A 22,940-nucleotide genomic window follows, 5' to 3' on the forward strand; every position below is an offset into this window, starting at 1 on the left:
CGAGGACTCCACGTCCCCGACCCCACTGTCCAAATAGGACAGAAATGTGCGTGTCGTCCCAATCGATGTACCTACGCTGCTGAGATCACCTCAGTGCGCCTTGAGCGCGGCATTAAAGACCGATGACTCGGGATAGTACCCACCAAGGCCCCGCGCCTGCGCGCCAAGGAACGCCTCAACAAGATGGCGTCGGCCGTACATCGGTCCTCCCCGACAAGGTGCTGAGGTATCCCTTCCGCAGCCGACCGCATCGTCCGGTCCGCAGCCGGCCCAAGATACCGCGACCACCTACCCGGTGCCGTGCCCGCATCTGCCGCAGACAACGCGCGTTGGACGAGGCTGGCTATCCTCGCCGGGTGGTGGATGATTCGTCTCGGTTCAGCAACGTCACGTGCTCTCTCTGCGGCCGCCACAACCGGTACGTCCGGGTCGTAGCCACCAAGGCAGGACCGATCATCTGCCAGGTATGCGTCGCGAAGTGCGCCGAGATCTTTGATCAGGAGGTCGGGCTGACACCGCCGCAGGGTGGTTGGTCCCAACGCTGGCCGTTGAAGAGCTGAGCAGAGAGTCGCTGTACGGCTTGGTGGTCTTACCCATCCGGCCAGCCGGTCACCGACCGTCCTCTAGCCGCCGGTCGCGCGTCGCGGTTGCCATCATTCGTTACGCCACGCGTGCGGTTTGCTGCCACGCCCCACATCCCGCGCGGACCGGTGGGTTCAATCTCCGCTGAACACGAGTTGCCCATGGTCTTCCTGAGCGCAGCGGGCCGCCATCGTCCGTAACCGCATCAGCCCGCGCTGCTCAGGCCCAGCCGTCGCCTCTTCCAGCAGCAGATCGATCTTGCCGATAAGCTGCGCCATATCAGCGCGCCACCTGGCGATGATCTTGGCCCGGCTTACGCCACCAGCTCCTCGCTGAGGGTCCATAGACGCGCGGCGGCCTCGGGGTCGCGGGCCAGGGAGCTCGGCTCAATCTGCTTGCCGCGGAAGAAGTAGCCTCCGGTGACCTCGGCCGCCTCCGGGGCGCTGGCCAGGTAGACCGGGGTGGCCGCGCCGGTCTTCACGGTACCCATGAAAGGCTTGGCGGCCGCGACGAGCAGCTTGGCGACGCCGTGGACCTCGCGGCCCAACTGGGTGCGGATGAGGCCCGGGTGCAGGCAGTTGGCGACCACGCCGGTGCCGGTCAGGCGCTTGGCCAGCTCGACGGTGAACAGGATGTTCGCCAGTTTCGACAGTGGGTAGCTCGGCTCGCCGCGGGCCAGTTCGTCCCACGGGATCTGCTTGGCCGAACGATGCACATTGGACGACACCGTGATCACGCGGGCCGGCGCGCTGCTCACCAGCCGTTCCCGCAGCAGGCTGGTCAGCAGGAACGGCGCCAGATGGTTGACGGCGAACATGGTCTCGTAGCCGTCGACCGTGAACTGCTGCTTGAGCATGATCACACCGGCGTTGTTGTCGAGCACGTCGAGCCGGTCGTACTTCTCCAGCACCTCGGCGGCCAGCCGGCGCACTTCGGCCAGGCTCGACATGTCCGCCGTCAGCAGGTCCACCTCGGCGCTGGGCGCCCGATGCCGGATCTCCCTGACGGCCGCTCGCCCTCGCTCGGCGTCGCGCCCGACGACGACCACGGTGGCCCCCAGCTCGGCCAGCCGGGCCGCCGTCTCCCGGCCGATCCCGCTGGTCCCGCCGGTCACCAGACACACCTTGCCGGACATTATGGTCATTGACCCTCCCGGATGTACTTACCGCAGGCCTTTTTCTCCACGGCAACGCCTGGGTACCAGGTGTGGCTCGCCGCCGCCAGCAGACGCGCCCGGCCCGGCTCCGTTTGCCGGGCAGTCACAGCGGCACTGCGCGACGACGAGGTCGTCCGCCAGCACGCGGCGGTATCCCTCGGCCCGTTCCCCGGCGACGCCGCGGTGTCCAGAACGCTCGTCACCGCCCGCTGTACGACACCGATCTGGACGTGCGGCACAGCGCCCTGACCGCCGTCGAGCAGGCCGGCTCGGACGCGCGGTTCGCCGAGCCGCTGTCTCGTCCGACGAGCGACCACCGACCTCGGCCGCGCCGCAGTGCGGGCACTGGACCACGGGGTCGGCACGCCGCTGCCTGATTGCAGGTCTTCGATACGCTGCCGGGCATGACATCACAGGGCCCGGGTCGCGGCATCGTCTGGGCGCCGGACTCGGTACGTGCGAGTCTGGAGGAGCCTGTACGGCCCCGGATCGGCCTCGCCGGAATCCTGCTGATGGTGGTGGTCGGGTGCGCGTTCACATGGGTGCCCGCGTTCGCCGTGTTCGCCCTGACAGGTGCCGTCGCGCCCTCCGTGACCGGCGGCGCGGGCATCGGCGAGATCGCCCTGTGGGCGTTGCTGTTCACCGCCCTGACCGGGATCGTCGAAGGCGTCACCGCGCTGATCGGCAAGCTGCTCAACCGCCACCGCACGCGGAAAGCGGCAGAGAACACCGAGGACGGGCCGGCCTGGCGCACCATCCTGCGGGTGGCCCGGCACACGGCACAGACGGCGGTCATCGCCGCGGTGGTCCTCACGCCGCAAGGGCTCGGCGCCGCACAGGTCGCCTGGCTGGCCTGCGGCCTCGCCGTCCTGATCAACGTGCTGCCGGTCGCGGCGGCCAACCTGCTGCGCCGCCGCCGGCGCCCTGCCGGCTGAGCCGGCCGGACGTCGACGCCCCGCCGCGGGCGGCTACGGGCCGCTACGGCGGTGCCGTGCCGGAGCAGCCCATCGAGGGCGGATTCGGCTGTCGCCCGCCACAGAGCATGGCCGCCTCGCCGACGTCGGCGACCCGGATCACGCAGGACACGGGGCTGAAGATCTCCTCCCGGGCCACCCGCATGCGTTGCGCACGCCGGCGAGGAGCGTGGGGCGCATGAACTGCCCGTCGTGCGTGCCGCCGGCGGTGACGGTCGCGCCGCCGGCGACGCCGGCCGTCACGTACCCGAGGTTCTGGGCGAGCTGCTCCGGGCCGGCCACCGGGCCCATCTGGCTGTGCGGGTCGAGCGGGTCGCCGGCCCGCAGCGCGTCGGCGGCCTCGGCGAGCGCCGCGACGAACCGGTCGTGGATACCCGCCTGCTGCCGGTGAACGAGACGCCGTCGATGTCGGGCGAGGTGAGCAGTGCCTCGCCGACCACGCCGCCGTGGCGTCCCCGGTTGCGGTGGAGCTTCGCGTGACGCAGCGGGTGGTGGTCTACAGCTGGACGACGCGGCCCACGCGCGGGGCGGTGCGGCCGGCGAGCGCGTCGAGCCACGCGGCGCGCAGCGCTTCCGGACCCGTGCCGGTTTCGACGTCGACCCAGGCGGTGACCACCCCGGCGAAGCGGTGCCACGCCTCGCTGAAGCGGCGGTCGAGGCCGTCGCGGCCCCAGTCGGTGGTGCGTTTGCGCATCTGGTCCGGGGCGAAGAACACCTCGCCGGCGGCTTCGGCGTTCGGGACCTGGTTGGTGAGGCCCACGGCGACGTCGCGCACGAGGTCGGCGCCGAGACGGGCGCGGATCGCGGCTCGGGTGCCGGGTGCGCCGGACAGGTCGAGGTAGGCGGTGGGCACCGCGTCGAGCGCGGCGACACCGGTGTAGGGCAGGACCTGGTCGTAGCAGCCGAGGGATTCGGTGAAGGCGACGTTGCCCGGTGAGGTCAGGCCGATCAGGCGCGGGCCGCGGCCGTGCAGCTGGAACGCCGCGGCGTAGGCGGTCTTGCTCGACGCCGAGGACAGGACCAGCTGGGCCGCGCCGTAGCAGTCGTGGTCGAGGAACCGGTCGGCCAGCATGAAGGAGGTGAAGAACAGCGGCCGGAACAGGATCAGCAGGTCCTCCCGGTCCGCGCGGTAGGCCGGGTCGCCGGTGGTCAACCGGTACGCGTTGTACGGTGACGGCAGCTCGGCGCGGTGTGCGGAGCCGTCGCGGAAGCCGGTGCCATCGACGCGGACGGGTCGCACCACCAGGTGGCTGGCGGAGGGAAGGTAGCCGTAGACGCGCTGGCCCGCTTCGACGCCCGGGACCGTGGAGGCCGCCACCGACGCGAAACCCCACAGCGGCACGAGACCGAGGTGGGCAGCCGGGGCCGGGAAGAAACGCCAGTAGCGCATCGAGTCGCCGAGCACGGCGTAGGTGACGTTGTTGGCGGTCATGCCGACACGGTCGACGCGCAGCAGCGCCTCGCCGCCGGCCAGGTCGGGCACCTGGCCGGCGGTGACCGAGCACTGTGCGAGGTCGTCACGGGCGACGGCAAGCGTCCAAGCAGCGGCGGGCATGGCGTGAGGCTAGGCAAGCGGCGCCGGCCCGGCAACGCCACTCCGGGTGACGTGCGCCATCGCCACGCTGCCCGGCCGGAGCGTGCCGCGGCAGAGTCTGCCCTGGTGAACGGCGTGCGGCGGGCCACCGGACGCCGGTGGCCCGCCGCGCGGGTGAGGCCGACTCCACGGCCGTCCGTGCCGTGGGATCAGATGAAACGCCACAGGTGGTCGTTGGTGCCGTTGTCGTCCCAGATGAGGACCTGGGCGCCCTGCGCGGTGGACGCCCCGCTCACGCCGAGAACGCGCCCGCCGTTGGCGGACTGGATGCGGAAGTAGCCGTTGGCGCCGTACCGCAGCCGCCACCGCCGGTCCGCCGAGGAGGTGTCGGCGAGCTGCACGGCGCGCGCCCCGTTGCCGGTGCCGGCGTTCTCCACACCCAGCAACAGGCCGCTGTTGGCGTTGCGCAGCCGCAGGTAGCCGCCGGAGTCGACCACGGCGGTCCACAGGTGGTCGGTGGTGCCGGTGTCGCCCCACTGGATGACCAGGCCGCCGCTGGCCGTGGACATGTTCTGCACGCCCAGCACGAGGCCGCTGCCGAGGTTCTGGATGCGCCGGCTGCCGTTGGGCACGAAGCGCCACAGGTTGTCGGCGCTGCCGTCGTCGGGCGACTGCACGGCCGGTGCGCCGTTGGCGGTGGAGTTGCCCTGGATCGCCAGGACCTTGCCGCTGTTGACGTTGCGCAGCCGGTGCCCGCCGTCGCCGTTGTCCACGACGGTCCAGCGGTGGTCGGCGGTGCCGTTGTCGGCCCACTGCAGCACGACGGCGTTGTCGGCGGTCGACATGTTCTGCACGCCGAGGACCTTGCCGCTGTTGACGTTGCGCAGCCGCACGGCGGTACCGTCGGTGATCAGCTCCCAGTTGTGGTCGGCGGTGCCGTTGTCGGTCCACTGCAGTGCCGGTCCGCCGTCGGCGGTGGACATGTTCTGCACGCCGAGGACGAGCCCGCTGGCGGCGTTGACGAGCCGGTAGTTGGCCGCGCCGGAGCCGGTGCCCTGACCGTTGGCGCTCCAGTACACCGTGTAGTTGTAGCCGTGGGCGTCGTGGAACGGGTTGAGGGCGACCGTCGCGCCGTTGGCGGTGGCGGTGAAGGCCAGCGACGTCGAGTTGGTGCGGGTGACCGAGGCGGTGTTGAGCGCCGGCAGTGCCGTCAGGGCGGTGTTGCCGTAGTTGCCGGCGAGGACGACCGGGCCGTAGGTGACGGCGACGACGTTGGCGTTGTCGTTGGCGGGGCGCACGGCGACCTGCATCGGCAGCCGGACGGTGACGGTGTCGCCGGAGGCCCAGGAGCGGGTGAGGGTCGCGTAGGTGCCGGGTGTGGTCGCGATGTCCTGCGCTGTGCCGTTGACGCTGACGGTGGCGCCGCTCGTCCAGGCGGGGATGCGGATCCGCATCGTCCAGGTGCCGGCGGCGGTGCCGGTGACCTGCAGCGTCGTGGTGTCGCTGGCCGGGTACGTGGTGCTCTGCGTGACGGTGATGCCGCGCTGCGACCAGTTCAGCACCGACGGGGTGAACAGGTTCACGGTCAGCGTGGTGCCGTTGAAGAAGTAGATGGACTCCATCAGCTTCGTGTTGATTTCCACGCCGGTGCCCTGGCAGCACCAGAAGCTGTTGTAGTCCGTGCTCCACGTCCCGCCGCCCCACGCGGGGCCGACGCCGCGCCGGCCGCCGGGCTTCAGGGGCGTGAAGTAGGTGATGTGGCCGTGGCTGTCGGCGGGGTTCTGCGCGCCGATCAGGTGGTTGATCAGTGCCCGCTCGTAGAAGTCGAAGTAGGCGGCGTTGTCCGGGTTCAGCAGCCACAGCTCGCGCGTAAGTTTCAGCATGTTGTACGTGTTGCACTGCTCGCACGTGTCGTTGGTGAGGTATCCCGCGATCGCGTTGGGCGCGCGGAAGTGCTCGGCCTGGCTGTTGCCGCCGATGACGTACGTGTGCGCGGCGGTGGTGATGTTCCACGCGTTGGCGGCGATGTCGCGGTAGCGGGTCGTGCCGGTGGCCTTGTACTCGCGTGCCGCGCCGATCCACTTCGGCACCTGCGTGTTGGCGTGCAGCCCGTTGAGCTGGTCGGTGCCGGAGGCGAGCGGGTTGAACACCGCGGCGTGGTCGAAGCGCTGGGCGGCGGTGAGCCAGCGGGTGTCGCCGGTCTGCTGGTACAGGTCGGCCAGCACGGCGTTCATGCCGCCGAACTCGACGCCGAGCATTGTCTGCATCTGGCTGGAGCTGAGCCGGCCGGTGCGCCAGTCGACCCAGCCGGCGAGGGCGAGCAGCACGTCGCGGGCCTGGGTGCTGCCGATGAGGCGCCACACGTCGAGCAGTCCGGCGAGGGTCTTGTGGATGCAGTACCAGGGGACGTTGCCGTTGCTGAGAGTGCGGTTCTCCAGCGCGGTGAAGTCGGACTCCGGGAAGCCGGACAGGTAGCCGGTGCTGAACCCGGCGGCGCCGTTGTTGGCCTGGCACGCGGCCAGCCCGGCGACCATCGCGTTGGCCTTGTCCCGGCAGGTGGTGTCGCCGAGCACGGCGTAGGCCTGAGCCCACGCGGTGAGCAGGTGGCCCTGCATGTGGGTGCGAAACGGGAAGCTCGGCGCGTCCCATCCGCCGTTGGCGGCGGCGCCGGCGGTGGACAGCCGGTGGTTGGCGCGGAAGTTGTACAGCATCCGGTTGACGTCGACGAACTGCAGGTACGCGAGGGTCCGGTTCTGGTTGTCCAGCCAGCGGCCGGTGGTCAGGCGCACCTGCCCGAGGTCGAACGGGTACGCCGAGACGCCGATGTCGGCGCGCGCCGGGGCGAGGGCGGCGCCCGCGGTCGCGTCGCCGAGCAGGGGTGCGGCGGCGGAGGCGGCGGCGAGGGCGCCGGTGGTCTGTAGCAGCCGGCGGCGGCTGACGCTGGGGTGGGCCATCGGGGTGTGATCCTTTCGAACCAGGTCGGCGGGGTGATGTGAACGCTCACATGAGAAGCAGGTGTTGACAGTCGGTCTTGAGCGGCGGACTCAGATCGATTGGCGTTAGCGCTCACATTGTCGCCGAGCGTGCCAGACCCGCCCGGGCACCGCAAGACCGGGGTGGTCACGCACCCCTCGCCCGGGCGCCTGCCGCCCTGGCGCTCCCCGCTGAAGCGGATAAGAAGCTGACTCCTCGTATTGACGGTTTCGAAACGTCCTCGTAGGGTGAGCGTTGCTTAAGCGGTTACGTCGATCATGATCGCTCGCCGCCCGGTGGCGCCAGCCGGGCGGACACCCCGCCCGATCGGCATCAAAGGAACCCGATGAGCCAAACACCTACCCGCCCAGACCCGCCGCCGCCGTGCACTCCACCGCACCGTCCGCTGCTCGCCGCCGGTGGCTCGCCGCCCTCGCCGCCGCGCTCATGGCCGCCGCCGGCGCCGTCGCCGTGCTGACCGGCGCCGGTCAGGCCACCGCCGCGACCGCGTTCGTGCAGCGCTGCGGCATCCGCTTCTGCCTCGGCGGCAAGCCCTTCTACTTCGCCGGCGCAGGGCGCCCCGGAGCTCGCCCCGTTCCGCGCCCACTCCACCAACATGATCGCCAAGAGCGGCGGCGTCCTGCCCAGCGTGTCGGTGTCCGCCTCGGCCAGCGTCTCCCCTCACGCGTCGGCGAGCGCCTCGGTGAGCCAGTCGGCCAGTCCATCGGGCAGCACCAGCCCGTCGGCGCCGCCGGGTCCGTGCACCGTCCACTACGGTCTCGCCGACTGGGGCACCAGCTTCAACGGCGACGTCACCGTCCGCAACACCGGCACGGCCCCGATCACCGGCTGGGCGCTGCGCTGGACCTTCCCCGGCAACCAGGTCATCACGAACATGTGGAACGCCGTGCCCACCCAGGCCGGCAGGCAGGTGACCGCCACCAACCCGGCGAGCTACAACACCACCATCCCCGCCGGCGGCAGCCTGAACTTCGGCTTCAGCGCCACCTCGGTCCCCGGCACCAACGGCGTCCCGGCGACCTTCACCCTCAACGGCGCCACCTGCACCAAGGTCTGAACAGGACGGGACGGGGCCGGTCCGCCGGCTCCGTCCCACCCGCCGGGCGGTCAGGCCGGCAGGCCCGCCGCCTTCGCCATGTGCGCGGCGTACCAGGCCGGCCAGTCCGGGTCCTCGCGGCCGATCTCCTGCTCGTGGCGGCCGTGCGCGGCGGCGGCGTCACGCAGCGCCTGCTCCAGCTCACCCACCGAGTGGTAGATGGCGTGCCCGACCCGTCCCGGCAGCCGCCGGGTCACCTCCTGCAGCATGAACAGGTTGCCGTCGGGGTCGGTGAACGACGCGTACGACCCGTACGACTGCCGCTGCGGATCCGGCCCGGGCACCCTGCCCTCGGTGCCGGCGTGGTGGAACACCCCACCGGCGTCGTGGAACACCTCGCTGACGTCGATCCCGCGGGTGCTGAGGTCCTTCTGGGCGGCGACGATGTCGTCCACGACCAGGTACACGCCGCCGCGTGCCGAACCGGGTGCGGCGTCGGTGACCCGGCTGCCGAAGATGATCGACGCGGTCGAGCCGGGCGGGGTGACCTGCACGACGCGGAACCCGCCCTCGCCGGAGAAGTCCCCGTCCTGCCGGAAGCCGGCGCGGGTGAAGAACTCCTTGGACCGGTCGACGTCCGAGACCGGCAGGACGACGATCTCCAGTTTCAGATCCAGCATGTCCACTCCTCGGCTGTGCCGTGCGGCAGCGCCTGTACTGCCCACTCCGGCGCGCATCTACCGCGCCCGCAACCGCCGGAATCCGCGACCGCAACCGGCCAGTGGCCGGGTGCCGTCTTGCGCGGGTCGTATTGTGGGTCCGACGGGGAGGAGTGGTCACATGTCGATGCTCAAGGGCGCGAACCTGCCGGTGCGGGCGGCGGCGGTGCGGGCGGTGCTGGGCTGGTCCGGTGGCGCCGGGGTGCCGGATGCGGACGGTTCGGCGTTGCTGCTGGTCGGTGGCAAGGTCCGCAACGATGACGACTTCGTGTTCTACAACCAGCCGGCGCATCCGGCGGGTGCGGTGCGGCACGAGGGCAAGACGACCAGCGGCGGGGTGGTGACGGACACGCTGTTCGTGGACCTGGCCCGGGTCGAGCCGGTGGTGGAGCGCATCATCCTGGCGGCGTCGGCGGACGGTGGCACGTTCGGGTCGGTGCCGGGGTTGCACATCCGGCTGCTGGACGCGGGGTCCGGGGCGGAGGTGGCCCGGTTCGACAGCCCGGGTGCGACGACCGAGACCGCGTTCATCTTCGGGGAGTTGTACCGGCGGGCAGGGCAGTGGAAGTTCCGTGCGGTCGGGCAGGGGTACGACTCTGGGCTGGCCGGACTGGCCCGCGACTTCGGCATCTCCGTCGACGACGAGCCGGCACCCGCCGCGGCAGCGGCGCCGCCGGCCGCGCCTTCCCCCGCCGCGCCTTCCCCCGCCGCGCCCTCACCCGTCGCTGCGCCGGCGCCGGCGGCTGCGCCTTCCACGGGTGGCTGGCCGTCGGTGACGGTGACGGGGCCTGACGGGCAGCCGCGGCAGATCGCGCTGCCGGCGACGGTGCCACCGCCGGTCGCGCCGCCGCCTCCCGCTCCCCCGGTCGCTTATCCGGTGGCGCCGCCCGCCGCTCCCCCGGTGGCACCGCCCGTCGCTCCTGTTGCGCCGCCCGCGCCCGTGCGGCTGACCAAGGTGACGCTGACGAAGCAGGCGCCGACGGTGTCACTGTCCAAGCAGGGCGGCTCGTCCGGGTCGATGCGGGTCAACCTCAACTGGAGCATGCGCGGCCTGGAGAGGCGCGGCCTGTTCGGCAAGCGGAAGGCGGCCCAGCTGCCCGACCTCGACCTCGACCTGTGCTGCCTGTGGGAGCTGGTCGACGGCCGCAAGGGCATCGTGCACCCGCTGGACAACCAGTTCGGGGCGCTGCACCAGCCGCCGTACATCCTGCTGGACGGCGACGACCGCACCGGCGCCGTCGAGAGCGGCGAGAACCTGACCATCAACCTCGACCACGCCCGCGAGTTCCGGCGGATCCTCATCTACGCCAACATCTACGACGGCGCCGACTCGTTCGCCGGCCTGGACGCCGTCGCCACGCTCTACCCGCAGCACGGCGCCCCGATCGAGATGCGCCTCGACGAGTGCACCGTCCAGTCCCGGGCCGGGGTGCTGTTCCTCATCGAGAACATCAACGGCGACCTGGTCGTGCGGCGCGAGTCGCGGTACATCATCCCGGCGCCCGGCCAGTTCCGGAACCAGGCGGTCGACATCGCGTACAACTGGGGGCTTTCCTGGGTCGCGGCCGGGCCGAAGACCTGACGGGCCACCGCCCCGGCGGTCACATGACGACGACGAGCTTGCCGGTGGTGTGCCGGCGCTCGAAGTCGACGCACGCCTGCGCGCCCTCGTCGAGGGTGTATCGCCGGCCGATCGTCGCCCGGAGCGGCCCGCCTGTCGACGCCGACGGCGAGTCGCCGGTCGTCGGCCGCAGCGCACCGCCGGCGGCGAGGTCGGCGACCTCGCGCATGCCGCCGAGGGTGCCCTCCATGTCGAGGACGAAGCGCAGGTCGACGTCGTCGCGGGCGATCCGGTCCTGCTGCGGCACCGGGTACGTGATGGTGAGCAGCCGGCCACCGGGCCGCACCGCCCTGGCGACGCCGGTGAGGCGGTCGCTGGGCAGGGTGAGGTTGAACGCGGCGTCGACGCCGGCCGGGTAGTCGCGCTCGTCGTAGCCGATGATCTCGGCGGCGCCGAGCGTGCGTAGCAGGTCGGCGTCGTGCTCCGTCGCGGTGGCGACGACCGTCGCGTGCGCCGCGGCGAGGAGCGGCACGAGCGTCGTGCCGACGCCGCCGGTCGCGCCGACGACCAGGACCCGCTCGCCCGCGCGGATGCCGGCGGTGGCGAGGACCGCCCGCACGGTGAGCCCGGCGGTGGCGAGGGCCGCGGCCTGCTCGGCGGGGAGGACCCGGGCGCTGCGCTGCTGGAGTTCATGACCGTCGCCGCGCACCAGCGGCAGCAGCGCGACCTGTCTTTCCTGCACGGCGCCGGCGACGTGGACCCCGCGGTGGCCCGGGACCGGGAGCGGATGTACCGCACCGTGCACGACCTGGTCGACCGGGCCCGCGACCACGGCGCCCTGCGCGCCGATGTCACCGGCACCGACGTCATCCTGCTGATGTGCGCGCCGAACTACGTGGCCGGCTACGCGCCCGGCGCGTCGCCCGACCTGTGGCGCCGCTACCTCGGCATCCTCTTCGACGGCCTGCGCCCCCAGGGCGCGCACCCGCTGCCCGAGCCGCCGCCACCGGCCCTGTAGACAACGGCCCGGTCAGGGACCCCGCCGCCACCGGCCCTGGCCTGGTCAGGACTCGCCGCCACAGCCTCGTCGGCGACGGCTCAGTCAGGACTCGCTGCGGCAGCCGGTCTTGAAGCAGATCGAGGCGATGTAACCCTCGGCATCTTCGATCTGCCGGATCTCGGCACTCGTGTCGACCGCGTGGTGGGCGGTCCTCATGCCTTCGGATCGTACTCGCGCCCGCACCCCGGAATCACTACCTGCACATCGAATGCAACTGTAGGTAAGATGCACCGCCGTGCCCGATGGTCGTACCAGCGCAGATGCGAGTCCAGCAACGTTGAAGGCCTCTGAGTCGCTGGCCGACAGGCCGGTTTTCAGCCGCAGGTGCGGCAAACTAGGGTGACCGTATGACGGTGTTCCGGATCAGTGAGGCGGCCGAGCTGCTGGGCGTCAGCGTCGACACCGTCCGCCGCTGGGTCGACGCGGGCCGCATCGGCGCGACCCGCGACGAGCACGGGCACCGGCTCATCGACGGGGTGGAGCTCGCCCAGTTCGTGCGGGCCCAGGGCACCGAGCCCGACGACCGGGCCGACGGCTCGTCGGCGCGCAACCGGCTGCGGGGCATCGTGACCGCGGTCGTGAAGGACACCGTCATGGCGCAGGTCGACATCCAGTGCGGCCCGTTCCGGGTCGTGTCGCTGATGAGCCGGGAGGCCGTCGACGAGCTCGACCTCCAGGTCGGGTCGGTGGCCATCGCAGTGATCAAGTCGACCACGGTCGTGGTGGAGCGCTCCACTCCGGCCGCCGCCAAGGGGAGGACCGGCTCGTGACAGCCCGTTGGATCGGCGCGGCCGTGGCCGCGCTCACCGCACTGACGCTGACCGCCTGCGGCGGCGACCCCGACCCCGCGACGCCGCAGGCCGCCGCGGCCAGCGGCGGCGGCACGGTGACCGGCGACATCACAGTGTTCGCGGCCGCGTCGCTGACCGAGTCGTTCAAGACCATCGGCAAGGACTTCGAGACCGCCAACCCCGGCACGAAGGTCACGTTCAACTTCGCCGGCAGCTCCGCCCTCGCCACGCAGATCAACCAGGGCGCCCCCGCGGACGTGTTCGCCTCCGCGGCGCCGGCGAACATGAAGACCGTCACCGACGCCCGCGGCGGCGAGGGCACGGCGACCACGTTCGTGAAGAACCAGCTGGTCATCGCGGTGCCGAAGGGTAACCCGAAGGCGGTCAAGGGCCTCGCCGACCTGACGAGGCCCGGGGTGAAGGTCGCCCTGTGCGCCGAGCAGGTGCCGTGCGGCGCCGAGGCGAAGAAGGCCCTCGACGCCGCGCAGGTGAAGCTCACCCCGGTCACCCTCGAACAGGACGTGAAGGGCGCCCTGTCGAAGGTGAAGCTCGGCGAGGTCGACGCTGCGCTGGTGTACCGCACCGACGCCAAGGCCGCCGCGGCCAACGTCGAGGGCGTGGAGTTCCCCGAGTCGGCCGGCGCGATCAACGAGTACCCGATCATCGTGCTGAAGAAGGCCCCCAACAAAGCTGGCGCGCAGGCGTTCGTCGCCTACGTGCTGTCCGACAAGGGCAGGTCCGCGCTCACCGCCACCGGTTTCCAGGCGCCGTGACGTGACCGCCACCGCGACCGGCGCCACCCCGCCCCGGCGCCGCGCCGGCCGGCAACGGGTGCCGGTCGCGCTGCTCGCACCGGCCGGGCTGGGGCTGCTGTTCCTCATCTTCCCGCTGGTCGGCCTGCTGGTCCGCGCACCGTGGACCACGCTGCCGCAGCGGCTCACCGAGCCGGGGGTGCTCACCGCGCTGCGGCTGTCGCTGCAGTGCGCGACGCTCGCCACGTTGCTGTGCGTCGCGTTCGGTGTACCCCTCGCGTGGCTCCTCGCCCGCGTCGAGTTCCCCGGCCGGCGCCTCGTGCGGGCCCTCGTCACCGTCCCGCTGGTCCTGCCACCGGTCGTCGGTGGCGTGGCGTTGCTGCTGGTCTTCGGCCGGCGTGGGCTGCTCGGCGAGTGGCTCGACAGCACGTTCGGTGTCACGCTGCCGTTCACCACGACCGGCGTCGTGCTCGCCGAGGCGTTCGTGGCGATGCCGTTCCTCATCATCGCCGTCGAGGGGGCGTTGCGCGGCGCCGACAGCCGCTACGAGGAGGCCGCCGCCACCCTCGGCGCCGGCCGGTGGACCACGTTCACGCACGTCACACTGCCGCTCGTCGCGCCCGGCATCGCCGCCGGGGCGGTGCTGTGCTGGGCCCGGGCGCTCGGCGAGTTCGGCGCCACGATCACGTTCGCCGGCAACTACCCCGGCACCACGCAGACCATGCCCCTGGCGGTGTACCTCGCCCTGGAGACCGACCTGGACGCCGCGATCGTGCTCAGCCTCATCCTGCTGACCGTCTCCGTCGCCATCCTGGCCGGGCTGCGCGACCGCTGGATCACCAGCCCATGACGTTCGTCGACGCGCACCTCGCCGTGGACCGCGGCACGTTCCAGCTCGACGTCCGGCTGCGGATCGACCCGGGGCAGGTCGTCGCACTGCTCGGCCCCAACGGCGCCGGCAAGACCACCGCCCTGCGCGCCCTCGCCGGCCTCCAGCCGCTCACCGCCGGGCACGTCACCGTCGACGGCACCGACCTCGACCGGCCCGGCCAGCGCCGGTTCACCCCGCCCGAGCGCCGCCCGATCGGCGTCGTGTTCCAGGACTACCTGCTGTTCCCGCACCTGACCGCGCTGGACAACGTCGCGTTCGGCCCGCGCCGGCACGGCGTCGACCGGCGCACCGCCCGCGAACAGGCCGCCGGCTGGCTCGCCCGGGTCGGGCTCGCCGAACACGCCCGCCGCAAGCCCCGCCAGCTGTCCGGGGGGCAGGCCCAGCGGGTCGCCTTGGCGCGGGCGCTGGCGGTACACCCGGCGCTGCTGCTGCTGGACGAGCCCCTCGCCGCCCTGGACGCCCGCACCAGGCTCGACACCCGCGCCGAGCTGCAACGGCACCTCGCCGAGCACGCCGGGGCCGCGCTGCTGGTCACCCATGACCCGCTCGACGCGCTGGTCCTCGCCGACCGGCTCGTCATCGTCGAGGGCGGCCGGGTCGTGCAGGAAGGCGATGCCGCCGCCATCACCGCCCAGCCCCGCACCGACTATGTCGCCCGGCTGGTCGGGCTCAACCTGTACCGTGGCCACGCCGACGGCCACACCGTGCACCTGCCGGACGGGTTCAGCCTCGCCGCCACGGACCGGCTCGACGGCGACGCGTTCGTGGTGTTCCGGCCCTCCGCCGTCGCTCTGCACCCGCACCGGCCCGACGGCAGCCCGCGCAACACATGGGCGGCGACGGTGGCGGGCATCCAGCGGCACGGCGACAACCTGCGCGTCCAGCTCACGGGGCCGGTCACGGCCGCCGCCGACGTGACCCCGGAGGCCGCCGCGCACCTGCGCCTGTCCCCCGGCCAGCAGGTGTGGGCCGCGGTGAAGGCCACGGAGACGCGCGCGTATCCGGCCTGAGCCGGCCGCAGGCGCGAAGTCCTTCAGCCGCCGGACGGGCCGAGCGGCGCGTCCCGGGCGTCCGATGTGGAGACTCCCGCTGGCTCCTTCAGCTCGATGAACACGGCGTGCGACTCGGTCGTGCCGATGTTCTCGCCGGCGTGCTCCTGCGCGCCGACCCACCGCGCCTGACCCGGCTCCAGCTCGACCTCCACCTGCCGGTCACCGGCTTACACCCGCCGGCGCTGCGGCAGGGCCGGGCGATCGGCTGGATCGAGCACGCCCTCGAGCCTCTGCGGCGCAGCCACCCCGCGGTCGACGTGCACGGCCTCGCGGTCGCCATCCGCTCCGCGACCGGCATCGAGTCGCTGATCTGGCTGGTCGACATCGCCGGGCAGTCCCGTGCCGAGGCCACGGAGACGGTACGCCGCACCGCCCGCGCCCTGCTCGACGCCGCTCTGCGCTGATCCGGCAGGATGACCGGATGCGGACCGAACTGCCACCCGCCGTCGCAACGGCTCTCGCCGAGGCCCGCCGGATCGTCGTCTTCACCGGCGCCGGCATGTCGGCCGAGAGCGGCGTACCGACGTTCCGCGACGACCTGACCGGCCTGTGGGCCCGCTTCGACGCCGAACAGCTCGCCACCCCCGAGGCGTTCCAGGCCGACCCGGACCTCGTGTGGGGCTGGTACGAGTGGCGCCGCGCCCGGGTCCGCCGGGCCGCGCCGAACGCCGGGCACCTCGCCGTCGCCGAGCTGGAGACCCGCGTCCCGGGCACCGTCGTCATCACCCAGAACGTCGACGACCTGCACGAGCGGGCCGGTTCCCGGGCGCCGGTGCACCTGCACGGCAGCCTGTTCGCGCCGCGCTGCACCGGCGCCGCCGCGCACCCCGCCGACGTGCCGGACCCCGGCGCCGACCCGGGCGAGGGCGGCCGCCTGACACCGCCCGGGTGCGCGCAGTGCGGGGCGCCGGTGCGGCCCGGTGTCGTGTGGTTCGGCGAGGCGCTGCCGCGGGCGGCCCTGACCACGGCGATCGACGCCGCCTCCGACTGCGACGTGCTGCTGACCGTCGGCACGTCCGGCATGGTGTACCCGGCGGCCGAGATCCCCCGCATCGCGATGCTCACCGGCGCCACGGTCATCCAGGTGAACCCGGACCCGACCCCGCTCGACGCGGTCTGCGCCGCCAACCTGCGCGGCACCGCGGCGCAGGTGCTACCGGCCCTCGTCGCCGCCGCTCAACGCTGATCCACCCAGCGCTGTGTCGCCTCCCGTACGCCCGGCTCGTCGTTGAAACCGGGCAGGTTGCGGTCCCAGAACCGCCGCGGCGCGTCGGCGACCTGCCGCGCCAGCCGGTCCAGCGCCGCGGCCCCGCCGGCTCGGAACGCGTCGACCTCGTCCGGCCGCAGCTGCATGGCGAGCTCGTACACCGCCACCGTCCCGCACACCACGCACAGGACGTGCCGGTCGCCGTCGACGTAGAGCATCCACGCCCACGGCCCCTCGGCGACCACGTCCATCCGCTAATCTTCCCCGATGCCCGACCACCATGTCCGGGGTGTCCTGTTCGACGCCGGCGGGGTGCTGACCCGGCCGATCGGCGGGCGCTGGAACCCGCGGTACGACTTCGAATCCATCGTCATGACCCACCATCCCGGCGTCCGCGAGGCCCTCTTCCCGGCCGCCGTCGACGCGGGCCAGCGCTTCCTCGACGCGTCGCCCACCACGGCGAACCGGACCGCGTACCACCGGGCGATGCTCACGGTCCTCGGCGTGCCGGACCCGTCCCCGGAGCTGCCCACCAGCCGCCACCCATCCACTGCCGTGATCGCCACGAATCGCTGGTGTCGTGATGTCCATCGTTCACGGGAGGAGCCGGCATGACACCAGCGATGCGTGCGCGCAACTGCCGCCTGATGACCTGAGCCCGGTGCGGGCCGGCCGGTGGGCCGGCCCGCACCTATCCTGGTCGCCGTGACGGGATTCGACTGGGCCACGCTGTCGGCGGCGCGCCAGGCGCGGCTCGACGCGGTGCCGGACATGGTCCGCCACGCGCTGCGGGTCCTCGAGGACGTCCTCGAGGAGGCCGACCACGCGTGCACGTTCACCCTCGAGGACGCGCCGCTCACCGGCGACGGTGTGGCCGCCGCGGTGCAGGCGCTGCTGCCGGCGTCCTGCGAGGTCGCCGGGCTCACGCCGGTGCCGGCATGGTCCACAGTGGTCGGTGCGGCGCTGCCCGGGTTCTTCGTCCCGACCCGGCAGCCGCAGGCCTGGGCCGCGCAGGCGGCGCCGCGGGTGCTCGCCGAATCGCTCAGCGCCTGGGTCACCGCGCTGCTGGCCCGGCTGTGGCCGGACTCGGCGCAGGCGTGGGAGCTGACCGTGCGGTCCCGCGACTGGTACGAGGCCGCCTACGTCGACCTCGTCGTCCTCACCGACGCCCGGGTCTGGCTACTCCATCTTGGCGTCAGCGACTGAGCGCCCACGGACTCGAGAGGTGGCGGAGCGCTCAGCCCGGGCAGCCGGCACTCGACTGCCCACGAGTCAGGCACGCCCGCGACGGTACCGTTCGGCGAGACCGGAGCCGCCCCGGTGCGCCGCGTCCCGTGGCAGCGGCTTGAACCAGGTGCGCATCGTCTCGGTCGCGTCGTCGTGCTGGTCGCGGCCGGTCAGGTAGGCGGCGACCAGGATCCGCCAGGTCTGGCGGCGGTCGCCGTCGGCGGCGTGCTTGAACACCTGCCGCCACTCGCCCGCGGCCTCGGCCTCGGCGACGAACGCCGCACGCAGTGCCGCCTCGCCGGGCGGGTCATCGTGGGCGGCGGCGTACAGCAGCAGCAGGCCGAGCGTGAGAAACGGCTGCGCCTGCGGGTCGTAACGCCAGCTGCCGGGCCGGTGCAGGCGGCACCAGGCCACGAAGCGCAGCGCCTCCGCGGTCGGCTCGGGCCCGAGCGTGAGCGCCGACTCGACCAGCCCGGCGAGGGTGCCGGCCTGCCACACGATGTCGTCGGTGCAGACCATGACGAGGCAGGCGAAGAGCCGTGCGACGTGGCCGCGCTCGTCGTCGGGGGCGGGCTCCCGGTTGCTCGCCGGCTGCAGCACCGCGCCCGGCGTCCACGGCAGCTGCTCCGGCAGCCGCCGCACTCCCTTGAGGTCCTCGATGCTGTCGCGGTACTCCTGCACGTGCATGCCGTAGTCGAGCACCGCGATGTCGTCCACCATGGCCGCGTCGACGCGGGTGCGCACCCAGTCCAACAGCGACAGCTCGTCCGGGCGCAGGGCGGCCAGCAGCCGCGCCAGCTCAAGGCCGGCGTCCTCCGGTCGCATCGCCACGCATCGACGGTACGCCAACCGCGCGGCACGGAAATGCGTGGACGTGGGGCGCGCGCCGGGTGAGGATCGGGTGGTGGAACTGCCCGGTGGACTGCTCGTGCGCGCCGCCCGGCCCGCCGACCTGGAACCGATCGGTGCGCTGCTGGCCGAGCGGGGTGAGCCCGCGGACGCCGAGGACCACCGCCTCGTGGTCGAGGACTCCGACGGGGGGTTCGACGCCTGCGGGGTGGTGGTCGACGGGGACCGGGTCGTGTCCACCGCGACGCTGCTCGACGAGACCGTCGTGCTCGCCGGCCTGCCGATCCCCGCGGGGCAGGTCGAGCTGGTCGCCACGGACCGCGACTACGAGGGCCGTGGCCTGGTCCGGGCGCTGATGGGCTGGGCGCACGAGCGTTCGGCCCGCCGCGGGCACCTCGTCCAGGTGATGGTCGGGATCCCGTACTTCTACCGGCGGTTCGGGTACCAGTACACGATGCCGATCCCGCAGAGCCGGCCGGTGCTGAGCGTGCCGGAGATGCCCGGCGACTGCACGGTGCGGAAGGCCGGGCCCGGCGACATCGCGGCGATGGCGCGGCTGCAGGACGCCGTCCAGCGCCGGCACGACGTGTCGATGCCGCACTCGCCGATGTGCTGGCGGGCCCTCGTCGCCCGGTCCGGCGGCACGCAGGTGGTCGTGGAGCGGGCCGGTGCGGTGATCGGCACGGCCCGGGTCACGCCACCGGAGGAGGGCGTCGTCGTCGGCGAGGTCGCCGTGGCTGACGACACGGACGGCACCGACGGCGGCGCGGGTGTCGCGGCGCTCCTCGCGCACGCGGCCGAATCGGCCGGTGGCGAGCCGTTCGAGGCGCAGGACCGCGCCGGGCTGCTGGCGGCACACCTCGCGCCGGCGCGACCCGACGCCGCCGACTACTACGTGCGCGTGCCTGACGTGGCGGCGCTGCTGCGGCACCTGCGGCCCGTGCTGTCGGCCCGCCTCGCGGGGCACGACGGCGACGGCGACGTCATCGTGTCGTTCTTCCGCCATCATGTACGCCTGCGCCGCGCCGACGGCGCGGTCACCGACGTCGTCGCGGGCGGCCCGATGCAGGGGCCGGCCTCGCTGGGCGGTGCGGGCGTGGCGCCGGACCTCGTCGGGCCGCTGCTGTTCGGCCCGCACGGCATCGAGGGGCTCACCGCGCGGCACGCCGACGTCTACCCGGGGCCGCAGGCGGAGCTGATGCGGGCGCTGTTCCCGCCGGTGACCTCGGACCTGCTCACGTTCTACCTGCCGTAGGGCGGCACCACAATTTCCTGCGGGGAACCGTTCAGGTGCCAGGAGGTTGCGCCGATGGTTCCAGCGTCACACGGAAGCGACGCACCACAGGGGGCATGGATGAACAGCACCGCGATCACGAAGGCGCTCACGCTCGCCGGTTTCACCGCCGTCGCCGGGCTCGGCACGATGCTCGCGCCGTCCGCCGCGAACGCCGCCACGAACCCCGACGTGTACGCCCGTGCCGGTGTCATCTACGTCTCCGACGGCCACCGCGAGGTCCGCCTCACCGAGGACGAGGTCAACGCGCAGCCCAGCCTCTCACCCGACGGCGCGAGGATCACGTACGTACACAACGGCACCATCTGGGTCATGAAGGTCAACGGCGCCGGCAAGCACCAGGTCAGCGACCGCACCGGGACCGCACCCGCGTGGTCACCGGACGGCACCTCGATCACGTACACGGCCGAGTCGTGCACCGGCGCGCCCGGCACGTTCCGCGTCGGCACCCGCGGTGGCGCCACGTCCGAGCCGCTGTCTCCGGCCGTGTGCCGCGACGAGCCCGCCCCGCAGGTCGGGTACATCACCGACCAGCCCGGCACTGACCCGCAGTCGACCCGCTGAACCACGCGGGCAGCGCCGGCACGGTCCGGTCTCAGGCCAGGACGACCTGCTCCAGCACCGTGAGCGGGGTGCGCCACTGGTCCGGGGTGTCGTAGTTGCCCGCCACGACCGCCACCGCGAGGTCCAGGTCCGGCACGACGGCGAGGCGCTGCCCGCCGTTGCCCGCGGCCATCACGACCCGGCGACCGGCGACGGTCTCCAGGTACCAGTGGTAGCCGTACCCGGCGCCCCAGTCGGTCTTCAGCCGCGGCTGCACCATCGTGCGGATCCAGCCCGCCGGGACCACCGGCCGCCCCTGCCACTCCCCCTCGGCGAGCACCAGCTCCCCGATCCGGGCCAGGTCCCGCGGCGCCAGCCGCAGCCCGGACGCGGCGGAAGCGACTCCGTCGTCGCCGGCCATCCACTCGTACCGTTCGATGCCGAGCGGCTCGAACAGCGCGGCGCGGGCGTACTCGGCGAGCGGCCGCCCGGCGCCCTCCGCGATGAGCCCGCCGAGCAGCGCGGTGGCGCCGCCGCAGTAGCTCCACCGCTCGCCCGGGGCCTCGATGACGGGCCGTTCCAGTACGTACCGGTACCGGTCGGGGGCGAGTTCCATGGCGATCTCGGCGTTGGCGGGGCTGTCGTACGGGATCTCCTCCCGCCATTCGAGGCCCAGCGACATGGTGAGCGCGTGCTCCACGGTGAGCCGTGTCCGGTCCGGCTCGGCCTGCAGGTCCGGGTACTGCGGGAACTGCGCCAGCAGCGGCGCCCCGGGCTCGGGCACCAGACCGTCGGCGAGCACGGTGCCGTACAGCAGCGCGGTCACGCTCTTGGTGACTGATCGCAGGTCGTGCAGCGTTTCGGGCCTGAATTGGACTACGCCGAGCGCCTTGCCCCACGAGAAGTCGGGGCCTTCGCCGTAGTACTCGAGCACCGTGCGGCCCCCGCGCACCGCCACCACCCCGTGCAGCCCGTCGACCTGCCCGGCCTCGACCATCGCCGCCAGCCGTTCCCGCATCAGCATCGATCCCTCGCTTCGATGAACTACGATGCGCCGAACCTACCCAAAATGCCCGCCCCCTGCTGCCCTGAGTGTGGTGACCGTTCGGCGCGCGGTACCGGACCGTCTGTGCTGAGCCGTGTGTCCGGTTTGCGGTTGTTCGCTGGTCACACGGTGTGTCAGCGTGCATTGACTCAGGTGACGCCGCGGCGTCCCGCCGCGTGGGTGGGTGCGGTACTGGAGCGAGCGGCTGGTCGAATCACAGAACCCGAGGCGGGGAGGGTGCTGGGCCTGATGGACGGTGCAGGGTCGGCGGGACCGGAGTCCCGCGGTCGCGGTCAACCTGCGGTCAAGATCGCCCATGCGGTGGAGGTGCATCGGCTGGCGGTGGCCGGCCGGGAACCGGCCATCGCCCGGGAGGTCGGGCGCGGGGTGGCTCGGGTGTGGTTGGCGACGTCCCGGTTCGCTGACGTCGTGGCGCTGGCCAGCGCCACCCTGAGCCTGGGTCCGGATGCCGGCGCGTTCTACGACCGTGGCTGGGCCCTCTCCTCCACCGGCCAGCCACGACCAGCGCTGGCCGACTACGAGCAGGCCCTGACCCTGCACCGCGAGGCGGACAACCGGGCCGGCGAAGCCGCCACTCTCGCCAGCATCGGCCGCGTGTACAACGGGCTCGGGGACCGCCGACAGGCCCTGACCTACTACGAACAGGCCCTGCCCACCTTGCGGGAGGTCGGCGACCGAGCCGGTGAAGCCACCACCCTCAACAACATCGGCCTCGTGTACAACGACCTCGGGGACCATCAGCAGGCCCTGACCTACTACGAACAGGCCCTACCCATCCGGCGGGAGGTCGGCGACCGAGCCGGTGAAGCCACCACCCTCAACAACATCGGCCTCGTGTACAACGGTCTCGGGGACCGTCGAGAGGCCCTGACCTACTTCGAACAGGCCCTGCCCACCTTGCGGGAGGTCGGCGACCGAGCAGGTGAAGCCACCACCCTCAACAACATCGGCCTCGTGTACAACGGTCTCGGGGACCGTCGAGAGGCCCTGACCTACTTCGAACAGGCCCTGCCCACCTTCCGCGAGATCGGCGACCGAGCCAGCGAAGCCACTGCCCTCAATAACATCGGCGGCATTCGATTCCAGGAGGGTGACCTGACGGGGGCGGTGGAGGCGTTGCATGAGGTTATTGACCTCGTGCGCGCCGTTGGCGATCGCGGCGCCGAGGCGCTGGTGAGCTTCAACCTGGCGGTGCTGTTCGCGCGGATGGCCCGTATGGATGATGCCGTCGGCATCCTACGCCGGGCGATCTCGTTGGCCGAGGCGACCGAGCATCCGGATCTGCCGGCGATGCGGGCGTTCCTTACACAATTCCAGGAGCAGAAGGGTTAACGATGGGTACTGCCACAGTTGAGGTGTCGGGTGCGCACGCCACGCAGTGGGCGGCGGAGCTGCACGCCGCGCTCGAGGCGAACACCGGACCGGATGAGCGGGTGTTGCCGGTCGAGGTGGAACGGTCCGCCGAGATGGTGGTCGCCGTGATCGGGCTGGTGTTCGCCGGGGTCGGCGCGGCCAAGACGCTGTGGGACTGGTGGCAGGCCGGCCGGCGGGAGGGTTGTTCCGCCCCGGGTTAGATGGAGACATCGAAACCTGGAGGAACACCGGCAATGCCTGCACCGAAGAAGTACAACGATGAGCTGCGTGAGCGTGC

26 protein-coding genes are annotated in these 22,940 nt (G+C 72.4%); 16 read left to right on the forward strand and 10 right to left on the reverse strand.

Annotated features, from left to right (window positions below; translation table 11 throughout):
* Window positions 1–716 precede the first annotated feature (716 nt).
* The gene (locus AB0H83_RS48995; protein ID WP_360109897.1) at window positions 717–860 is read right to left on the reverse strand and encodes a hypothetical protein; all 144 of its coding nucleotides are present in this window, start codon (window positions 858–860) and stop codon (window positions 717–719) included.
* Window positions 861–895: 35 nt separating this feature from the next.
* The gene (locus AB0H83_RS49000; protein ID WP_360109900.1) at window positions 896–1,696 is read right to left on the reverse strand and encodes an SDR family oxidoreductase; all 801 of its coding nucleotides are present in this window, start codon (window positions 1,694–1,696) and stop codon (window positions 896–898) included.
* Between the two features lie 446 nt (window positions 1,697–2,142).
* Between AB0H83_RS49000 and AB0H83_RS49005 the strand changes: the two genes are divergently transcribed.
* Entirely contained in the window at window positions 2,143–2,673 is a 531-nt protein-coding gene (locus tag AB0H83_RS49005) for a hypothetical protein (RefSeq protein ID WP_360109904.1), read from the forward strand.
* 138 nt (window positions 2,674–2,811) lie between these two features.
* Here the strand turns inward: AB0H83_RS49005 and AB0H83_RS49010 are convergent, their stop codons facing one another.
* The 3 genes from AB0H83_RS49010 to AB0H83_RS49020 form a co-directional block, all read right to left on the reverse strand.
* Window positions 2,812–3,084 carry an aldehyde dehydrogenase family protein gene (locus AB0H83_RS49010; protein WP_360109970.1) on the reverse strand — a complete coding sequence of 91 codons (273 nt, stop codon included), beginning with the start codon at window positions 3,082–3,084 and terminating at the stop codon, window positions 2,812–2,814.
* A gap of 124 nt (window positions 3,085–3,208) precedes the next feature.
* The gene (locus AB0H83_RS49015) at window positions 3,209–4,267 is read right to left on the reverse strand and encodes a DUF2855 family protein (RefSeq protein WP_360109907.1); all 1,059 of its coding nucleotides are present in this window, start codon (window positions 4,265–4,267) and stop codon (window positions 3,209–3,211) included.
* Between the two features lie 188 nt (window positions 4,268–4,455).
* Window positions 4,456–7,200, reverse strand: coding sequence for a beta-L-arabinofuranosidase domain-containing protein (locus AB0H83_RS49020; protein ID WP_360109910.1), 2,745 nt, complete (start codon window positions 7,198–7,200; stop codon window positions 4,456–4,458).
* A 635-nt stretch (window positions 7,201–7,835) separates the two neighbouring features.
* Between AB0H83_RS49020 and AB0H83_RS49025 the strand changes: the two genes are divergently transcribed.
* Window positions 7,836–8,297, forward strand: a complete 462-nt coding sequence (locus tag AB0H83_RS49025; RefSeq protein WP_360109913.1) for a cellulose binding domain-containing protein — start codon at window positions 7,836–7,838, stop codon at window positions 8,295–8,297.
* A 50-nt stretch (window positions 8,298–8,347) separates the two neighbouring features.
* On the opposite strand, the gene AB0H83_RS49030 is transcribed toward AB0H83_RS49025, so the two are convergent.
* Window positions 8,348–8,956 (reverse strand): VOC family protein, encoded by a 609-nt coding sequence (locus AB0H83_RS49030; protein WP_360109916.1) that lies wholly within the window; start codon window positions 8,954–8,956, stop codon window positions 8,348–8,350.
* A gap of 160 nt (window positions 8,957–9,116) precedes the next feature.
* Between AB0H83_RS49030 and AB0H83_RS49035 the strand changes: the two genes are divergently transcribed.
* Window positions 9,117–10,577, forward strand: coding sequence for a TerD family protein (locus tag AB0H83_RS49035; protein ID WP_360109919.1), 1,461 nt, complete (start codon window positions 9,117–9,119; stop codon window positions 10,575–10,577).
* Window positions 10,578–10,596: 19 nt separating this feature from the next.
* Here the strand turns inward: AB0H83_RS49035 and AB0H83_RS49040 are convergent, their stop codons facing one another.
* On the reverse strand, window positions 10,597–11,265 hold the full coding sequence (locus AB0H83_RS49040; RefSeq protein WP_360109922.1) for a hypothetical protein: 669 nt from the start codon (window positions 11,263–11,265) through the stop codon (window positions 10,597–10,599).
* Between AB0H83_RS49040 and AB0H83_RS49045 the strand changes: the two genes are divergently transcribed.
* The 7 genes from AB0H83_RS49045 to AB0H83_RS49075 all read left to right on the forward strand — a co-directional run bounded on the left by AB0H83_RS49045 (window position 11,248) and on the right by AB0H83_RS49075 (window position 16,289).
* Window positions 11,248–11,574: a hypothetical protein gene (locus AB0H83_RS49045; protein ID WP_360109925.1), complete on the forward strand. Its 327-nt coding sequence runs from the start codon at window positions 11,248–11,250 to the stop codon at window positions 11,572–11,574. The two genes, AB0H83_RS49040 and AB0H83_RS49045, sit on opposite strands and share 18 nt — an antisense overlap.
* A 389-nt stretch (window positions 11,575–11,963) precedes the next feature.
* Window positions 11,964–12,386, forward strand: a complete 423-nt coding sequence (locus AB0H83_RS49050) for a helix-turn-helix domain-containing protein (protein WP_360109928.1) — start codon at window positions 11,964–11,966, stop codon at window positions 12,384–12,386.
* Window positions 12,383–13,180, forward strand: coding sequence for a molybdate ABC transporter substrate-binding protein (modA, locus tag AB0H83_RS49055; RefSeq protein WP_360109931.1), 798 nt, complete (start codon window positions 12,383–12,385; stop codon window positions 13,178–13,180). Before AB0H83_RS49050 ends, modA begins: the two co-directional genes overlap by 4 nt.
* 1 nt (window position 13,181) lies before the next feature.
* A complete protein-coding gene (locus AB0H83_RS49060; RefSeq protein WP_360109934.1) occupies window positions 13,182–14,009 on the forward strand; it encodes an ABC transporter permease in 828 nt (275 codons plus the stop codon).
* Window positions 14,006–15,061 carry an ABC transporter ATP-binding protein gene (locus AB0H83_RS49065; RefSeq protein WP_360109937.1) on the forward strand — a complete coding sequence of 352 codons (1,056 nt, stop codon included), beginning with the start codon at window positions 14,006–14,008 and terminating at the stop codon, window positions 15,059–15,061. Before AB0H83_RS49060 ends, AB0H83_RS49065 begins: the two co-directional genes overlap by 4 nt.
* Before the next feature lie 107 nt (window positions 15,062–15,168).
* On the forward strand, window positions 15,169–15,507 hold the full coding sequence (locus AB0H83_RS49070; protein ID WP_360109940.1) for a hypothetical protein: 339 nt from the start codon (window positions 15,169–15,171) through the stop codon (window positions 15,505–15,507).
* Window positions 15,508–15,524: 17 nt separating this feature from the next.
* Window positions 15,525–16,289: an NAD-dependent deacylase gene (locus tag AB0H83_RS49075; protein ID WP_360109943.1), complete on the forward strand. Its 765-nt coding sequence runs from the start codon at window positions 15,525–15,527 to the stop codon at window positions 16,287–16,289.
* Here the strand turns inward: AB0H83_RS49075 and AB0H83_RS49080 are convergent.
* Window positions 16,280–16,561 carry a hypothetical protein gene (locus AB0H83_RS49080; protein WP_360109946.1) on the reverse strand — a complete coding sequence of 94 codons (282 nt, stop codon included), beginning with the start codon at window positions 16,559–16,561 and terminating at the stop codon, window positions 16,280–16,282. The two genes, AB0H83_RS49075 and AB0H83_RS49080, sit on opposite strands and share 10 nt — an antisense overlap.
* 16 nt (window positions 16,562–16,577) lie before the next feature.
* On the opposite strand from AB0H83_RS49080, the gene AB0H83_RS49085 reads away from it, so the two are divergent.
* Both AB0H83_RS49085 and AB0H83_RS49090 read left to right on the forward strand, forming a co-directional pair.
* Entirely contained in the window at window positions 16,578–16,925 is a 348-nt protein-coding gene (locus AB0H83_RS49085; protein WP_360109949.1) for a hypothetical protein, read from the forward strand.
* Between the two features lie 90 nt (window positions 16,926–17,015).
* The gene (locus tag AB0H83_RS49090; protein ID WP_360109952.1) at window positions 17,016–17,516 is read left to right on the forward strand and encodes a hypothetical protein; all 501 of its coding nucleotides are present in this window, start codon (window positions 17,016–17,018) and stop codon (window positions 17,514–17,516) included.
* A 66-nt stretch (window positions 17,517–17,582) separates the two neighbouring features.
* Here the strand turns inward: AB0H83_RS49090 and AB0H83_RS49095 are convergent, their stop codons facing one another.
* A complete protein-coding gene (locus AB0H83_RS49095; RefSeq protein WP_360109955.1) occupies window positions 17,583–18,368 on the reverse strand; it encodes a hypothetical protein in 786 nt (261 codons plus the stop codon).
* Between the two features lie 73 nt (window positions 18,369–18,441).
* Here AB0H83_RS49095 and AB0H83_RS49100 point away from each other — a divergent pair, with 73 nt between their 5' ends.
* Together AB0H83_RS49100 and AB0H83_RS49105 are read left to right on the forward strand one after the other, a co-directional pair.
* Complete coding sequence (locus AB0H83_RS49100; RefSeq protein WP_360109958.1) at window positions 18,442–19,641, forward strand: GNAT family N-acetyltransferase; 1,200 nt, start codon at window positions 18,442–18,444, stop codon at window positions 19,639–19,641.
* Between the two features lie 99 nt (window positions 19,642–19,740).
* Window positions 19,741–20,244, forward strand: a complete 504-nt coding sequence (locus tag AB0H83_RS49105; protein WP_360109961.1) for a hypothetical protein — start codon at window positions 19,741–19,743, stop codon at window positions 20,242–20,244.
* Window positions 20,245–20,275: 31 nt separating this feature from the next.
* On the opposite strand, the gene AB0H83_RS49110 is transcribed toward AB0H83_RS49105, so the two are convergent.
* Entirely contained in the window at window positions 20,276–21,241 is a 966-nt protein-coding gene (locus tag AB0H83_RS49110; RefSeq protein ID WP_360109973.1) for a serine hydrolase, read from the reverse strand.
* 264 nt (window positions 21,242–21,505) lie between these two features.
* Here AB0H83_RS49110 and AB0H83_RS49115 point away from each other — a divergent pair, with 264 nt between their 5' ends.
* A complete protein-coding gene (locus AB0H83_RS49115; RefSeq protein ID WP_360109964.1) occupies window positions 21,506–22,621 on the forward strand; it encodes a tetratricopeptide repeat protein in 1,116 nt (371 codons plus the stop codon).
* A 2-nt stretch (window positions 22,622–22,623) separates the two neighbouring features.
* Window positions 22,624–22,863, forward strand: a complete 240-nt coding sequence (locus tag AB0H83_RS49120) for a hypothetical protein (protein WP_360109967.1) — start codon at window positions 22,624–22,626, stop codon at window positions 22,861–22,863.
* The last annotated feature ends 77 nt before the right edge of the window (window positions 22,864–22,940 follow it).

It is taken from the genome of Dactylosporangium sp. NPDC050688, assembly GCF_040654515.1.
Taxonomy (GTDB): Bacteria; Actinomycetota; Actinomycetes; order Mycobacteriales; family Micromonosporaceae; genus Dactylosporangium.